Origin of the sequence: Mariniplasma anaerobium (assembly GCF_016865445.1) — a bacterium.
In the GTDB taxonomy this organism is placed as follows: domain Bacteria; phylum Bacillota_I; class Bacilli_A; order Acholeplasmatales; family Acholeplasmataceae; genus Mariniplasma; species Mariniplasma anaerobium.
In genome coordinates, this window is the sequence record NZ_AP024412.1 from 1,557,811 (window position 1) to 1,574,610 (window position 16,800).

Annotated in this window: 8 protein-coding genes and 2 pseudogenes; all 10 read right to left on the minus strand. The window is 32.6% G+C overall.

Annotated elements, in window-relative coordinates; genetic code table 11:
- Positions 1-89: 89 nt before the first annotated feature.
- The gene (locus MPAN_RS07490) at positions 90-821 is read right to left on the minus strand and encodes a hypothetical protein (RefSeq protein ID WP_176239228.1); all 732 of its coding nucleotides are present in this window, start codon (positions 819-821) and stop codon (positions 90-92) included.
- The gene (locus tag MPAN_RS07495) at positions 818-1,183 is read right to left on the minus strand and encodes a DUF3899 domain-containing protein (protein WP_176239229.1); all 366 of its coding nucleotides are present in this window, start codon (positions 1,181-1,183) and stop codon (positions 818-820) included. The genes MPAN_RS07490 and MPAN_RS07495 overlap by 4 nt, the downstream gene beginning before the upstream one ends.
- Positions 1,183-1,938 (minus strand): annotated as a pseudogene (locus MPAN_RS09085) (ATP-binding cassette domain-containing protein); the annotation flags it as partial. The gene MPAN_RS07495 and the pseudogene MPAN_RS09085, both read right to left, overlap by 1 nt.
- A 327-nt stretch (positions 1,939-2,265) precedes the next feature.
- A pseudogene (locus MPAN_RS09090) lies at positions 2,266-2,574 on the minus strand (ATP-binding cassette domain-containing protein); the annotation flags it as partial.
- A 74-nt stretch (positions 2,575-2,648) separates the two neighbouring features.
- Positions 2,649-4,202 carry an oligopeptide/dipeptide ABC transporter ATP-binding protein gene (locus tag MPAN_RS07510; protein WP_176239231.1) on the minus strand — a complete coding sequence of 518 codons (1,554 nt, stop codon included), beginning with the start codon at positions 4,200-4,202 and terminating at the stop codon, positions 2,649-2,651.
- Positions 4,202-6,142, minus strand: coding sequence for an ABC transporter permease (locus MPAN_RS07515; RefSeq protein ID WP_176239232.1), 1,941 nt, complete (start codon positions 6,140-6,142; stop codon positions 4,202-4,204). Before MPAN_RS07515 ends, MPAN_RS07510 begins: the two co-directional genes overlap by 1 nt.
- Positions 6,142-7,242, minus strand: coding sequence for an ABC transporter permease (locus MPAN_RS07520; RefSeq protein WP_176239233.1), 1,101 nt, complete (start codon positions 7,240-7,242; stop codon positions 6,142-6,144). Before MPAN_RS07520 ends, MPAN_RS07515 begins: the two co-directional genes overlap by 1 nt.
- 214 nt (positions 7,243-7,456) lie before the next feature.
- The gene (locus MPAN_RS07525; RefSeq protein WP_176239234.1) at positions 7,457-10,309 is read right to left on the minus strand and encodes an ABC transporter substrate-binding protein; all 2,853 of its coding nucleotides are present in this window, start codon (positions 10,307-10,309) and stop codon (positions 7,457-7,459) included.
- Positions 10,310-10,471: 162 nt separating this feature from the next.
- On the minus strand, positions 10,472-13,123 hold the full coding sequence (locus MPAN_RS07530; RefSeq protein ID WP_176239235.1) for an InlB B-repeat-containing protein: 2,652 nt from the start codon (positions 13,121-13,123) through the stop codon (positions 10,472-10,474).
- A gap of 125 nt (positions 13,124-13,248) precedes the next feature.
- Positions 13,249-16,791 carry a pyruvate:ferredoxin (flavodoxin) oxidoreductase gene (gene nifJ, locus MPAN_RS07535; RefSeq protein ID WP_231756766.1) on the minus strand — a complete coding sequence of 1,181 codons (3,543 nt, stop codon included), beginning with the start codon at positions 16,789-16,791 and terminating at the stop codon, positions 13,249-13,251.
- Positions 16,792-16,800: the final 9 nt, after the last annotated feature.

Consider the following 16,800-nt stretch of genomic DNA (forward strand, 5'->3'; position numbering starts at 1 on the left):
TTGATAAAGCTTTTTTTATGCAAAAAAATGCCAGGTACAAAGTACCTAGCATCTTTTTTTAGTTCTATGAAATTGCCCTCCAAGCATTACTATAAAATGTTTCGGATTTCATCAAGATGATATTTATAATATAAGCTCGGGCTATATGTATTAGAATAAAGCATTACTGCAATATGCTGTGGTCTATAAATCCCAATATTAATCGTAGAAATCACAAAACTTTTCGTACGAACAAATATTATTTCTTTAATCATATCTCTTGTTTTATCATCTAACTCATCAATTTCTTTAATTTGAGTGATGATTATTCTATTTACTTTTCTCTTTTCTTTAAAGAGTTGATCTCTTAATTTGTTTATTTCTTTATCAATTCGATCTAAGTAAAAGTCTGTATTTTTATTTTTTATTAAAACCATAACAGTAAGAATGTTATTTCTAAAAATTTTCTTAATATGGTCTAACTCACATTTATAATAAATCGTAAATGTTTCATTGTCTTGATATTTGTCAAATCCGTTCTTTTTAAATAAATTTGAACTTGTATTAAAATTAACAAGTTGTGTGATAGGTAAAGGTTGCCCTTGACTTTCTCTAATACGAACTAAATATGACATATTTGTGATTCTATCAAGTCGGTTTTTAAATAACGATCCACCAATGATTAAACCTATAAAGATTAAAAGTGTTACTGGATAAGTAATATTCTCATTCTTAACGAATATATAAAGAAGTACGATACCTGCTGCAGCAAGAATCACTACACCGATCATCATCATCAAGCTCATAAAGAATTGTCTATTTATTTTTTTTACATCATTCATCTTAACGCTACCACCGAAAGGATAATACCTGCAACAACCAAAATAGATGATGCAATAAACATTTCTAAAAATATGGTTGTTTTTATGGTTACATCTTTTTCATTTTTATAATCACTAAATTTTGGATATGTTTGTCTAAATGCAGTTGATAAAAACGATCTAAATGCATAATTAAACCCTTGAAAAACTTTATATGACTGAGTCATTGCAATAATTGTAGGAAGAAATGTGATCATCCCAACTACAAATAAAACATTAGACGCATTGGTTGAGGTTAAAGTTGATCCATATATCCATAAATGTAATAACACTGCGATAAGTAAAAGGGATATAAAAATTAGAATAAGTCTAAAAATTTTCATTATTTTGTAGCTTGTTTCTTATATTTCTTATACTCTTCAGTATTACACAACACAAAATGATCTTCTTCTATTTCTCTTAAAGTTGGTCCTTCTTTAGAATAATCATGTTCATCTTGAGGACTATATCTATGAGTCTTACCTCTTTGTTGTTCAAATAATGGGTCTGGTTGAGGAATTGAAGCCATAAGTGATAATGTATATGGATGCATTGGGTTATCAAAGATTTTATCTTTATTTCCAATTTCAACAATCTTACCAAAATACATAACTGCTAAACGGTCACTAAAATACTTAACTACAGATAAATCATGGGCAATAAACATAATAGTTATGCCTTTTTCTTCTCTTAAATCATTAAGTAGATTAATAACTTGTGCTCTAATAGAAACATCAAGAGCTGATATAGGTTCATCAGCAATAATAAATGATGGTTCGACAACTAATGCACGCGCAATACCGATACGTTGACGTTGTCCACCACTAAATTCATGAGGATAACGACTTGCATGTTCAGGTACTAGTCCAACAGTCTTTAAAGCATCTTTAACTTTGTCATCAATAACTTTTTCATTTTTATATCCATTAATTCTTAAACCTTCTGCAATAATTTCTTTTACAGTCATTCTTGGATTAAGAGATGCGATAGGATCTTGGAAAATCATTTGCATTCTACGCATTAATAATTTGTTTTCATGAATAAGATTATATTGAAGACTTGATAAATCTTGTTTTCTACGGATACCATTTAATTTTAATTCTTTAACAGCATTATCAGCTTTTTCAACAAGTGCTTGATGTGCTTTTTTTGCTTGTTGATAAACATCTTTATTTTCTTTTGACATTTCTGCCAATGCTTTTTTAGATTGTGCAGCTTCTTCTTTTAATTGATCAGCTTCTTTTTTTAAATCAACTTTTAAATCATCATATTTCTTATTGATTTCTACATATTCAGGGAAGCTCTTTAAGTTCTTTTTAGCATCTACTGCATGATCACTAACATTTTTTTCGAATTTTTTGTCTCTTTTTGCAAGTCTAAATACTTCTAAAGAAGCATTTTTTTCTTTTTCATATTGAGCATTAATTTCATCAGTTTTTTCAGCATGTAGTTCTTTATTAATAACTTGATTTTCTAATGCTTCTTGAAGTTTTTCTGCTTCTTCAATTTTAGCAGATTTTGCTCTCTTCATATTTTCTTTATGTTGTTTTTTTGCAGCCTTAACATCACTTACAATACGAGTGCCATGGAAAAATGCTTCTCCACCACTAGAATTGTAAAGTTTAATAATGGTTCTACCGGTTGTGGTTTTACCACATCCGGATTCACCAACTAGTGAAAATACTTCACCTTTATAAATCGTAAATGAGACTCCATCTACGGCTTTGTTATACATTTTATTACGCCCAGATCCTAATTTGAAATGTTGTTTTAGGTTCTCGACTCTTAGAATTTCTTCTCTTTTTTCACTCAATTTACATCACCTGCACTCTTAACATTTTTTGTCTTAGATTGAGCAGCACGTCTTTTTGCATCTGCCTTGTATTTAGTAATTCTATCTGTAATAATTTTCGGCTTTTTAATATCAGGTGCATTTTCATGCAACAACCATGTTGCAGCATAATGTGAGTCGCTTACTTTAAAGAAAGGAGGTTCTTCTTCAAAGTCAATCTTTAATGCGAACTGATTTCTTTCTGCAAATGCATCACCTTTTGGAGGATATAACATATCTGGAGGTGTTCCAGGAATAGATAAGAGTTTTTCTTTAGTATCTAAGTCTGGTACACTCGCTAATAGTGCCCATGTATATGGATGCTTTGGATCATAGAAAATATCAGATGAACTTCCATATTCTACAATTTTACCTGCATACATTACAGCAACTCTATCAGCCATATTAGCTACAACACCTAAGTCATGGGTAATAAATATAACGGATAAACCACGTTCTTTTTTGATTTTTTTAATCAAATCAAGAATTTGTTGTTGAATGGTAACATCTAATGCTGTAGTAGGTTCATCACAAATAAGTAATTCAGGACCTGCAGTTAATGCAATCGCAATAACAACACGTTGTCTCATCCCACCTGAAAATTGGAAAGGATACTGAGTAAAACGTTTTTCTGGTTCTGGAATACCTACTTCATTCATAATTGTAATAGCGCGTTCATATGCTTCTTTTTTGGTTACATGAAAACGACGTCTATAAACTTCTTTATTATTCTTTAATGCTTCTTTTGTTTCATCATATGCTTTTTTACTATCTTCATACGATGGACTGTTTTTTTCAATGCTATCTAAAGATTTTTTACTTGCCTCTACATCAGCTTTTAATTTAGCATATTCTACTTTTTCTTCTGCTTTCACTTCTTTAATTTCTTTTTTAATTTGTATTTTAGCAGCTTTTTTAGATTCTAAGTATTTTGTTTTTAATCCAGGAAGATCTTTTTTTAACTTAGAAATAGTTTCATGTGTAGATTTTTTAAGTGCTTGAATTTTAACTTTCTTATCTGCTTTAGGAATACTATCATCTTTATTAATTTCAAAGATTCTTATATCTCTATCTTTTTTAAGTAGTTTAATTCTAGTTTCTAAATTCAAGTAATCATGAAATTCATTATGATATAAATCTCTAAAGCGATTTTTGAAGCGATCTCCACCAACAAGCATAGCTTCAGTAATCTGTTTACCAATTCTCATTGTAGGGTTTAAACTTGATGATGGATCTTGGAAGATCATACCAACTTTACTACCTCTAATTTTATGAAAATTTTCTTCAGATAGTTTCGCTAAATCTTGATTGCTATATAAAATTTCACCTTTATCAATGTTACCATTGTTAGCTAAAATACCCATAATAGCTCTATTGGTAACAGATTTACCTGAACCTGATTCTCCAACTATAGCTAAGGTTTCGCCTTTATATAAATCAAATGAAATTGTTCTAACTGCTCTAACTAATCCGTTAGGCGTTTTAAAAGATATGGTTAAATCTTTAACCTCTAATATTTTTTCTTTACTCATTATTCGCTACCTCTCAACTGTGGATTTAATGCATCACGAAGAGCGTTACCGAACATATTAAATGTAATCATTAAGATCGCAACAATTAATGTTGGGTAAATAATCAACCAAGTATTACCTGATAAGATTTGTTCTTGTCCATCTTTTAGAATAACCCCAATCGATGTACCAGTTAATTTGATTGGACCTATTTCAAGTCTTTGACCGTTCCCAATACCAAATCCTAAATAAGATAAGTTAACTTCAAGGAAGATAACTGAAGGAATACTTAATACAACTCTTGTTACAATAGTTCCTAAGGCATTTGGAAGTATATGCTTAAAGATGATACGTCCATCCGACGCTCCAAGCGTTCTAGCGGCTAAGACGTACTCTCGACCTTTATATCGATAAAACTGGAATCTGGTGACTTTGGCTGCGCCTATCCAGCCATCGTAGACCATGAATATGAACAGAGCTATGAAGCCCGGCCCAATCAGAACTGTAATAATACCAATCATCGTAATCTGCGGGAAACTTCCCCAAATATCCAAGAATCTTTCCATCAAAATATCGACTTGACCACCATAATAGGCACTTGTAGCACCCCATATAACACCAAGTACAATATTAACTGCCGCTGCTAAGAATCCTAATAACAATGAAGTTCTTAACCCTAGCCAGATTAATGTAAATAAATCTTTTCCAAATACATCAGTACCAAATATAAAGTATGGTTCATTATCAAATTCTAAAGCATATTGACCATCAATCATTGTGAAATAATTTGTATTGATTAAACCAGTACCTGGAACCAATTTAACTTCTTTACCAACGACTTCAGTTATAGGATAACCTTCACCAAATGTCCACGTGTTAGGTTGATCACCATAAACTATAGTTTCAGCCATACCAGGATTATCTGCTAAAATTCTTAAATATTCTACTTCACCCATTGTGCGTTCTCTATCTCTTAATAAAGCTGCATAAGAGTCATAAGTAAATGATGCTCTAGTTACAACGGCATTTTTTCTATCAAATCTACCATTTTCAAAATCAGTATCTATTGTAAATACATCCATGACAACTAAAGAATAACCACTAAATTCAGCAGTAACTTCACCATTATATTTAATTGTGACAGAGTTAAATGAAACAAACTCATCTCCACTTTCACTTAATTCTGGGAGTACATGTCTGAACACTAAGTATCCAGTTGTTGTTCCACCAAGTGTATCCATTGGATTAATTGAAGTTACTCCACTTTGATCTATAGTACCAAGTAAAGTAAGATCAGCATAAGATGTATAATCACTCGCTATATCTGTAGGTGATAAATAAACTTCTAAAACACCTGTTGTTTGTATATCATTTAAGTCCACTTCAATTGTTGATCCGTTAGCTAAAACGAATCCTACTGTACTTTCTTCTTCAGTTTCTTCATCGAAAACTGTATTAGCTAAAACAAATCCAAAGGATAGTTTATCATAAGCTACATACAATTCATCAGTCCCACCTATGTATGCTGCACTTTTTACAGTACCAACTAATGTATTGTTAGTTAGAGTATCTAAGAATATATATTCTAATTGGAATCTATCGGTAGGATACCCTAGACCTGTAATTGGATCAATTGTATCGTAGTCAATTGTTTGATTTAAATACTCTTGTTTACCATCAAAAATACCTAATTTTTCTAATAAAGGAACTCTAGGTGGTAATGTCTTTAATTCTGAATTGGTTTGATCATAAAAACGATCTGGTGTCAAAATCGGAACAAATATTGACATCAAAATAAAGATGACAAGAATAATTGTTGCGATTACATTATACTTATTTTTAGTAAATCGTAACATTGCATCTTGAAAATATGTCAATTGCTTTGTCTTAAGTTCTTTATCTAATAATCTCTCATCTTCTTGGACTAATTGAAAATAATCTTTAGTATATTCTTTTTTCATTATTTTTTAGCCCCCATTCTAATTTGTGGATCAATAATACCATATGTTAAGTCGACGATAAGAACAGTAACTAGACCAATTACACCATAAAATGCACTTGAAGCCATAATTACATTATAATCATAGTTACCTGTAGCAAGGGCTTGTAAGGTAACACGACCAACACCAGGAATACCATAAACTTTTTCCAAAATGAACGAACCACCTAATAAGGCTGCAAACGAGCTTATAATGATTGGAACCATTGGAACTAGTGAATTTCTAATTGCATGTCTTAAAACGGCTTGAGTATGACTCAATCCTTTAGTTTTCGCAAGTAAAACAAATTCAGATGTTAATACTTCTGATAACTCAGCACGTAACAATCTTGTTAACCCTGCAATAGAAGGTAATCCTGCAGCTATAACTGGAATGACAAAACCTTGAGCAATTTCCCAAAATGATTGAAGTGCAACAAGCGGGAATCTGGAAGGTAAGAATCCATCCATCTTATAACTGAAAATCACGATCAGTAATAATATAAATACCAAACTAGGTACGGATAAAAATACCATAATAACAATTTGCATGATGTTATCGACTATAGTATCTTTTTTAAGTGCAGCTATAATACCAAATGCAAATCCAAATGGCAGATAGAATAACAATGTTGCTATGTTTAAATAGAATGTGATTGGCATTCTTTCAGCAATAATCTTAAACGCTGGGTAGTTCACTCTAACTTTCGTTGACGTTCCCCAATCCCAATCGGTAATAATATTGTCTAACCATCTTATGTATTGCTCTGGAATAGGCACTCTATAGAAAACTTTCAAAACATTACTATCTCTTACTGGTTCAACGACAAAAACCGTCTCATTTATGCCGGGATTTGTAGTACGAATTTCATTGAAAATCGCTACTTCTTCTGGATCATTTTTATCATAGTACTCTGAAACATAGTAACCGTCAGAGACTTGTTTTTCAAGCCATGTGTCTTTTTCTTCATTTTTAGTTGGTGGATATTCAGGAGCCAATTTCAACAACATGAATGTAATTGTTAATGTTGTGAAAAGAATAATGAATATCCAAATAACTCTTTGAATAATATATTTTGTCATTTGATCTCTTCCCTTACTTTTTTATTTATTATATCATAATTCATGTGCTATTACACCATATTTATGTAATAAATATAATAGCACATGAACTAGATAGATAAAGCGTAATAAGGGGGGCCACACTATAAACTAATATATATGGCTCCCCTATTACCTCTATTTAATTATTTTATTAATTTTTACTAATTAATTTGAGTCTAAATTGAGTATGATTTTATAACCAAGCCCAACCAATATAGTAATCACCAATGTGTAGAACTACAACACCATCTGACCAACCTTCAGCCCATGTAGTAGCATATACTTCTGTATAAGCAAGTGGTGCAGCAACATCAGTAGCGATTTCAGCAAGTGTAGTATAACCTTGATCTACGCCGATATAAGCATCAGCAGCGATTTCAGCATCTGTAAGAGGTCCTACAGAAACAGTTAAGTTATAGTTACCATAGTTAGTAAAGATAAATTGTTGAATTGCATCTTCAGCATCTGTTGATAAACCTAGTTGTGAATAAAGTTTATAAGCATTGTTTTCAACTGAGATAACAAATAAGAAGTTCTTACCGCTTTCAGTAACAGCGATATGAGCAACTAAACTATCAAATCCTTCGTCTGTAGCAACATTAGCAAGTGTATCACCTAATATGTATTCAGCAAGTGTAGCACCGTCTGATACAGTATCTGTAACTTCGCCGCCCATGTCAAGATAAGCATCAATTAGATCTTCTGCATTATCCCAAGCATCTTGTTCAAGACCATCTTTAACATATACGTTTCCAACTAGAGCTGAGATTAAAGCATTGTAGCCCCATCTTTCGTATACTAATTCGCCATCTAAGTTATTATAAGCAACAGGAATTAATGCAGTTGTAGTATCAATACCCCAGTTAAGAGTAAATCCACCACGGTTGTCATCAGAGTATACATCCAAGAAACTTGGAGCATCTAATAATGAACCACTAATACCACCAATACCTAAGTCAGTAGCGCCAACCATCATGTAATCATAATAGTTATTTGGGAATGCAACGTCATCAACTTGGAATACTACTTTAACAAAGTTAACATCATCAACTAATAAATCTTCATATTGTTCAACTAAATTCGCTACCATAGCTTGAGCATTAGTGTTACCACTTGAAGCCCAAGTTAAGATTAATTCGATTTCAGTATAGTTACTTGCAGTACCTGCTGTGTAATATCCATCAGCAATACCTTCTGCAACAGCTTGTTTAAATAAATCTAAAGCAACGTCTGGGAAGTAACCATAAGAACTACCACCAAAGTCTTCAACAAGAGCAGCACCTGCAGCACCAGATCTAACGCCTAGTCCTGAGTCACCATCAAGGAAGTATGTTGTAGTAAATAGTGTAAACGCTGGTAAGTAAGTACCTACAACGTTAATAGCAGCTTCATATCTATCAAAACCATACATTAATGCTTGTCTCATAGATTTGTACATTAAGATTGGTTCTGGTACAAATGTTTCATCTAGTGCATTACCAGGAGTGTTTTCAATATAGAAATCTCTATTAGCTTCTGTACCGAATGAATTGATTTGTAATCTCCAAGTTGTAGGATCTGGAGAAATTTTAATTCTAGGATCACTTGCATAGTTATCAAGTTCTGCAGCAGGAACTGAAGCACTTTCTAATCTACCAGCGATAAATTCAGCAAATACTTGGTTTGAGTCATCAATATAAGTAAATTGTTGACCTGTATAGTTATACATATCTGCATCTGGGAATAATTCGTTTTTCTTGAATGTTAATAATTGTCCTGGAGTCCATACATCAAAGTAATAAATACCACTTGATGCAACGTCAGCAGGGCCTTCACCATAAGTACCACCAGTGTTTGGATCTCCAAGTTCTTCAAATAATTCTTGGTTGATTGGAGTTAAAACTGCACCAGCAAAGCCGTATAATACGTCAAATGCTGCTTTTTCAGTAGTATATTCTAGTTGGATTGTATAATCATCAATTAATTTAAGACCAACATCTTCCCAACTAACAGAACCTTCTAGATATTCAGCAGCATTCTTAATACCTTGAGATACAAAGTCGCCACCACCAGTTCTAGCTCTGAACCAATCGTTGTCTAATGCATACTTCCAAGTCCACATATAGTCACTTGCATCTAGGTCTTCAAAACCAGCAGGTAACATTGATGTGTCAGTATCTGGATGGAATTTCCATGTAAGATCGTCTCTTACTGAAATTGTCCAAGTTTTAGCATAAGTTTTACCATTAATTACTGTACCACCTGTAGGTACTGGTAAAGCATCAGCTAATTCAGGAAGGATTTCAAAACTTTCTTTAGTTGAATCAAAGAAGAATTGATATAAACCACCTTTAAATAAATCAGCAAAATCTGAAGTAGCTGAATCATCAGCATTCCAAGGGTTTAATGAGGTTGGGTCAGTGCTATAAGCAGATCTCCAAGTATATTCACCAGCATTACCATAAGTAGATCCATACATTAATACGTTAGAATCATCTTCAGTAAATTGTGAGAATTTAGTACCGAATCCCATAACACCATTGTAAGTTTCACTGAATAATTGTACTCTGTCAGCATAAATAACTCTAGCTGCACTTGTATATAGAGGAACACCTGCATATACATTTTCTAATAAGTAACGTTCTGCAGCATTAAAGATAATGTCTTTATCTTCTGCTTTAAGTTTAGAAAGATCAACACCGCTTAAATATTGTGCAAGTGGATAATCTTCTAAAGCACGATCACTAACAGTTACGCTCTTAGTAGCAGTTACTACATTACCAGCACTGTCTTCTACTTCGTAAACAACTGAATAGTTACCAACAACAGTGTTATCAACGTTATTAGTTTTAACAACGATGTCTGATGTTAAGTCACCATCTTCTTCATCTGTAGCAGTGACGCCAGCAAGTGGGTCAAATTCATCAAATAGTACGATTGCTACAGCACCTGTTCCAGCGATTGATGGATTAGCATCAACTACTACAGGGTCTTCTTTACAAGCCACTACTGTTAAACTTGTAAGCAATAACATAAATACAACAAGCAATTTTTTCGGAAATTTCATTTTTTTTCTCTCCTTTTCTTATCAAAATTGATTATGTTTCATTATACCAAAAAATATTTAAATATACAATATCAAGTTGAAAAACTACTTGAAAACGTTTTCTAGCCCCCTTAAAATAGAATATTTCTTGATTATAAGGGTGTTTTCTATATAAAATCTAATCTAATCGTTTAAAATACCTAAAATTACATCTGCATCATAAAGATCTGACATATCAAGTACATAATCAGGTGCTATCCCAAATTCATTTGAAACAAACACGTAAGGATCTTCAGTTGTTCCTGATCCAGTTCTATATGCACTGATGTTATTTGAACTCATTGTAAATGCAGTACCTGTAGGAAGTAATATTGGTGTAATTGATGATGCACCACCACCAGATTGAACACCTAAGATAGGTCCTAGTTCATTTTCCATAAAGATTGTAGCTAATGAGTTAGCTGCAGAGAAAGTAACTTTTGAAGTTAAAAGTGACCAATTTAAATTTGGATATGTAGGTGTTCCATTGATAACCACATAACCACTTGAAGCTCCACCTGTATCTCCATCTTTAGAACTTACTCTAAATGGTTGGTCTGTAATAAACCCAACGACTCTATATAATGCACCCACATTACCACCTGTATTATAAGTAAGGTCAATGGTTACATTTTCTAAAGTTGGTGATTCTGCTAATATTTTATCCATTAACATTTCTAAATATACAGCGCTATCTGAATTAACCATACCTTCAACATCAACAATTAGAGGCCATGGTCTATCAAAACTAGTAGGTAGCATATTTACGATACTTACATAAAATAAGTCATAATCCTCATCAAAGTCAACTTGTACCATATAATTTCTATCACCATTAACTGCATCTACAATAGTAAGTGCATAATATCCATTATCTTTAGACGATACTATATTAGCTTCATCATATTCAAATGTATACCCTAAAGTTACTAAAGCTTGTTTGAATGTATCAACGTAAGCTATATTAGAACCTTTTACAATGATTTCCATCATATCGTTTGTTTCATCACTTGTATTATAATAAAAGAATTTATTACCGCTCATAATATCTGGTAAAACAGTTGTAATATCATCTACACCAAAGACATCTGCTGCAATTGCTTGATCAAATGTTGCACTTTCTTCGATATCTGCTGTGTCAAATCCATCAAGAGTTACAACTACAGAAGTTTTTGCAGTATCTAAGAACCAATAGAATGGACGATTAGTAACTGAACCCCATTTAGCATCAATTTCATCTACTACATCAAAATAACCAGTTCCATCTCCTTGATACCAATTTTGACCTCTAGGTCCAAATTGTCCAACAGATGTTAATTGAGGTCCTTCCCATGTTGTCTTATTAAAATATGAAGGATATCCATAACTTGTATGTAATTCATCAATCTTCTTATAAATCATTGTAGATAACGCATTGTCAAATTCTTCTGGATCATCATTTAAAAGTCCATCAAGATTTTCCATAAGTAATCCATAATATGTTTCAACTTCCATGATTTCTTTTAATCCATAGAAATAATCCATATTAAATGCCAAAATATTGAAATTATGAACTAATAAATCTGCTGGGAAATCTGTATTGTTCACTGAACTAGCTTTCATTGTTCTATATTCAGCTGATGATGCACTTGGAAGTGAATAGATGCCAAATAGTCCATCATTATTGTAGTAAACATTATAATAACTAGAACCTGCAAATAATTGATTCACTATATAATAAGGAAGTAAAATGTCATCATTATAGATTGCCATGTCTAAATTATATAAATCCAAATCATAAACAACTTCTTCACCTTCATCATAATATGCATCAGGATTGTCATTATCATACTCAATATGGCGACCATAATTTGTTTCTGTTGAATAAACATATGCCCAGTAAAATGCAGGGTCATTTGTAGTAATTGTATTTTCAACAGTATCTAGAGTAACAATTAAGTCATATGTTTGATCTTCATCTTCATCATAATATTGATAAAAAATTTCTAATGTATCAACATCTTGAGTAAATGTAAATTCAACTTCTGAATCAACAAATCCATCAAGTAATCCTAAAAAGTCAATAACACTAACATATGGCACATATCCATCTGCTTCAAAATAAAGATCGATATTACCATCTTCAACTGTATATTCAGTTGTTAAGTTTTCAAAAGGTACTGATCTTTGATTCGTAATGACTACTTCTTCATAAACTGGAACATCAACATCAAATATATATTCTACTCTTGCAGCATTTAAAGTGAATGTACCTTTTATAGTTTGTGTTTCAGGAGTTAAATCAGCTGCAAGTGGCAAAATAATACCTGCATCTGAGACATTAGTTGAATCACTTTTCCAAGCAATTCTACTTCCGTTCACTCTACCTCTAAGTGGAAGATCTAATTGATAATCATTTAAATAAAAGTCAGCTTCTAAAGCAGCAATATCAGCTGCAATCAATTCTTCATCGGTTGGGCCTACTGGAACTTCTTCTTCCCATTTAGCATTTAAAGTTAAATCAGCAGTGATTGCAGTTGTAAACAAAAATTCTACTGAATCATCTGTTGTATACCAATAGCTAAAAATAAAACCCTCTTTAGTTGGATTAGTAGGGCTAGTGGCATTTTGGTCTTCTTCGACAGTTAAAGCTGGAACTGCGCTACCCCCATTTGTATTAAATGTAACAGTATAAGTTACTGGATCTACCGGATCTACCGGATCCACTGGATCATCTGTTCCGCAAGCTACTACAGTGAAGCCTATAGTAAACAAAAGCAAAGCAAATGAAATTTTTTTCATTAATGCGTTTTTCATATAAAATGTCCTTTCCTATTTCTTTTATACTATTTTAATCTATTTTTCTTAAAAGTCAAAGCAATTGTATGAAAAAAAACTGTATGACACATCAAATGTATCATACAGTTTAACATATATATTAATTATTCTTGTTCTTCTAGTGAATAATCCATTGCTAGGTATCGTTGATACATCTTCCAACGTTTCTTAGCGTCTTTCATATTTTGATCAAGTAGTTGAGCTGCATGATCAGGATTAATTTGAGCTAATTGTGAGTATCTAGCTTCATTTAATAAATAATCATGATATTTATCCCAAACTGGATTTTTACTATCTACTTGGAATGGATTTTTACCTTCAACTTCTAATCTTGGATCAAATCTAAATGTTGGCCAATAGCCACATTCAGTTGCTAATTTAGATTGTAGATGTGAATTTGTTAATCCACCTTTGATACCATGTTCGATACATGGTGAGTAAGCAATAACAATTGATGGTCCATTATAGCTTTCAGCTTCTTTAAATGCTTTCACAACTTGAGCTTGTGAAGCACCAGCAGAAACTTGTGCTACAAAAACATGACCATAACTCATAGCGATTGCTGCTAAGTCTTTTTTCCTAGTGTTCTTACCAGAAGCTGTGAACTTCGCAATAGAGCCTCTAGGTGCTGATTTAGATGACTGTCCGCCTGTGTTAGAGTATACTTCAGTATCTAATACTAGAATATTGACATCTTCGTTGTTTGCCATAACATGGTCGATACCACCATAACCAATATCATAAGCCCAACCATCTCCACCAATAATCCATTGTGAAACTTTAGAAAAGTAATCTTTTACATCAAGTAAGTCTTTAGCATATGTTTTGTCGATTTTTTCTAATTCTTTGACGATATCAACTTTTAATCTTCTAGTTATTTCTGAACTTGCTCTATTTTCAATCCATTCTTTTGATAATGCTTGAAGTGATTCAGGCATTTCTTCTAAATGGTCAAATAATAATGTTTGAATTCTATCTCTTATTGTTTCATAAGCGATTCTCATACCAAAACCAAATTCTGCATTATCTTCAAATAATGAGTTAGCCCATGCTGGACCAAAACCTTTAGCATTTGTAGTATAAGGTGTAGCAGGGAATGAACCACCATAAATTGATGAACATCCTGTTGCGTTTGCGATTACTAAATGATCTCCATAAAGTTGAGTTAATGCTTTAATGTATGGTGTTTCACCACAACCAGCACATGCTCCAGAGAATTCAAACAATGGTTGTCTGAAACTCATATTCTTAGGATTGTTATCTCCCATATCTTTGTATGTTACTTCATTGAAGAAATAATCTGCTGTTTCTTGAGAACCATGAGCAAGTTGATCTCCAATTGGAACCATAACAAGTGATTTTTCTTTAGAAGGACATACTTGAACACAGACACCACATTCTGTACAATCAAGTGTTGAAACTTGAATAGAGAATTTGTATCCAGCAAAATCTTTACCTCTAGCATCTAAGAATTTAGCGCCTTCAGGTGCATCTGCAACTTCTTGCTCGTTAGATAAGAATGATCTAATAACACCATGTGGACAAGCGAATACACATTGATTACATTGAATACAATTCTCGCTCTTCCATTCTGGTACATAATTTGCAATACCACGTTTTTCATATGCAGTTGATCCATTTTCCATGTGTGCATCTTCATATCCTAGGAATGCTGATACTGGAAGTGAATCACCTTCGATTGCGTTAACAACGTCTGCAATTTTTTTAACAAAGTCTGGACGATTATCATCAATTACTTCTACTGAATCTTTTAATGTTGCCCATTCTGGATTTACATTTATTTCTACTAAATTGATATAACCAGCATCAATTGCTTGTTCATTTAATTTAACAACTGCATCACCTTTACGGCCATAAGCTTTTTTAGCATAAGATTTCATTAATTTATTTGCTTTTTCAGCATTTAATAAATGATCATTTAATTTAAAGAATGCAGATTGCATAATTGTATTAATTCTTCTACCAAGTCCAATTTCATAAGCTAAATCAACAGCATTAATAATATAGAACTTAGCTTTTTTAATTGCTAATTGACGTTTCACATTATTTGGAAGATGAGCTTCAATTTCTTCTTTTGGTGTTTGTGTATTAAGTAAGAATGTTCCACCTGTTTTAAGTCCTTTTAACATATCATATTTTGTAAGATATGTATCTGTAGAACATGATACAAAGTTAGGATAGTTTACTAAATATGTAGAACGAATTGGTTTATCAGAAAATCTTAAATGCATACGTGTTACACCACCAGCTTTTTTAGAATCATAAGCCGCATAAGCTTGTGAGTAAAAACTAGTATTGTCACCAATGATTTTCGTAATATTTTTAGATGCACCAACTGTACCATCAGAACCTAATCCAAAGAATAATAATTCTGTTGTATTAGCATCAGCTAAATCTAGTGAAGTATCTATTGTTAATGAAGTATGTGTTACATCATCATTAATACCTACAGTAAATTGGTCTTTTTGTTCGCCTACCATATTTTCAAATACAGAAACGATCATTGCAGGTGTAGTATCTTTAGAAGATAGACCATAGATTCCACCTAAGATTTGAGGTTGTTCTTTAGTTCCGTAATAAACTGATTTAACATCTAAGTATAATGGATTACCAGTTGCGCCAGGTTCCATTGTTCTATCTAGAACTGTTATTCTCTTAACAGTCTTAGGCATTTTGTCTAAGAAATATTTAGCACTAAATGGACGATATAAATGAACTGTTAATAAACCAACTTTTTTACCTTTACTTATAAGATAATCAATTGATTGTTGAGCAAGTTCACAAACAGAACCCATTGCGATAACAACATCTGTTGCATCTTTATCACCATAATAAGTGAATGGTGCATAATCTCTACCAGTAACTTTAGAGATTTCTTGCATATAATCATTAACGATATCAGGTACAACTTCATAATGTGTACCTTGTAGTACTTTAGTTTGGAAATAAACATCGTCACTTTGAGCACTACCTCTTGTAACAGGTCTCTCAGGATTTAATCCGTGAGATCTAAATTTAGCAACCATGTCTCTATCTAATAGACGATCAAATACTTCATAATCTAAAACTTCAATTGATTGAACTTCATGAGATGTTCTAAATCCATCAAAGAAATGAACGAATGGAATACTTGACTTAATTGCTGCTAAATGTGCAATACCTGCTAAATCCATAGATGATTGAACTGATGTAGATGCTAAGAAGGCAAACCCAGTTTGTCTAGCAGCCATAACATCTTGATGATCACCAAAGATTGACAATGCTTGTGCTGCAAGTGATCTTGCAGCAACATGAATAACACCTGGTAACATTTGACCAGCAATCTTATACATGTTTGGTATCTTTAATAATAAACCTTGTGAAGCGGTATATGTTGTAGTCAATACACCCATCTGTAATGACCCATGCACTGTACCGGCAGCACCTGCCTCACTTTGCATTTCGATAATCTTCACTGGCATTCCGAATAAATTCTTCTTACCATTTGAAGCCCAAAGGTCAACATATTGTGCCATTGGTGAGGATGGTGTAATTGAGTAAATCCCAGCTACTTCGGTAAAAGCGTATGAGCAATAAGCTGCTGCTTCGTTACCATCCATTGATTTAATAACTTTTTTAGCTACCATAAATACTTC

Bases quoted from the DNA above. Each gene is read 5' to 3' on its own strand.
- MPAN_RS07495 (WP_176239229.1), bottom strand. From the start codon at position 1,183: ATGAAAATTTTTAGACTTATTCTAATTTTTATATCCCTTTTACTTATC.
- MPAN_RS07515 (WP_176239232.1), bottom strand. From the start codon at position 6,142: ATGAAAAAAGAATATACTAAAGATTATTTTCAATTAGTCCAAGAAGAT.
- nifJ (WP_231756766.1), bottom strand. From the start codon at position 16,791: ATGGTAGCTAAAAAAGTTATTAAATCAATGGATGGTAACGAAGCAGCA.
- MPAN_RS07530 (WP_176239235.1), bottom strand. From the start codon at position 13,123: ATGAAAAACGCATTAATGAAAAAAATTTCATTTGCTTTGCTTTTGTTT.
- MPAN_RS07520 (WP_176239233.1), bottom strand. From the start codon at position 7,242: ATGACAAAATATATTATTCAAAGAGTTATTTGGATATTCATTATTCTT.
- MPAN_RS07525 (WP_176239234.1), bottom strand. From the start codon at position 10,309: ATGAAATTTCCGAAAAAATTGCTTGTTGTATTTATGTTATTGCTTACA.
- MPAN_RS07490 (WP_176239228.1), bottom strand. From the start codon at position 821: ATGAATGATGTAAAAAAAATAAATAGACAATTCTTTATGAGCTTGATG.
- MPAN_RS07510 (WP_176239231.1), bottom strand. From the start codon at position 4,202: ATGAGTAAAGAAAAAATATTAGAGGTTAAAGATTTAACCATATCTTTT.